Source organism: Dyella sp. ASV21, from assembly GCF_016428975.1.
In the GTDB taxonomy this organism is placed as follows: domain Bacteria; phylum Pseudomonadota; class Gammaproteobacteria; order Xanthomonadales; family Rhodanobacteraceae; genus Dyella.
This window is the reverse complement of sequence record NZ_JAELTT010000294.1, coordinates 1-322: the sequence shown is the minus strand read 5'-3', so window position 1 is coordinate 322 and position 322 is coordinate 1. Positions and strand designations below refer to the sequence as shown.

Below are 322 nucleotides of genomic sequence, written 5' to 3'. Positions count from 1 at the left end.
CCCCCCCCCCCCCCCCCCCCCCCCCCCCCCCCCCCCCCCCCCCCCCCCCCCCCCCCCCCCCCCCCCCCCCCCCCCCCCCCCCCCCCCCCCCCCCCCCCCCCCCCCCCCCCCCCCCCCCCCCTTTTTTCACCCACAAGCCGCCAACCGAGATTCGGTCACGGGTCTCGTGGGCTCGGAGATGTGTATAAGAGACAGGCATTGGGCGTACTGGTTGGCCGGGGAATATCGCGGCGCAAGGCGTGTTTGTACCTTGCCTTGAGTCGACGCGTGGCGCATTACACACCCACGCAGTCAGGCAAGGATCAAGCGCTAGCAGCGCGAC

The 322-nt window shown here is 74.2% G+C and carries 1 pseudogene; it reads left to right on the top strand.

Going from position 1 to position 322, the window contains the following annotated elements:
- Positions 1–189 precede the first annotated feature (189 nt).
- Positions 190–322, top strand: a pseudogene (locus tag JHD67_RS22530) (IS3 family transposase); the annotation flags it as partial.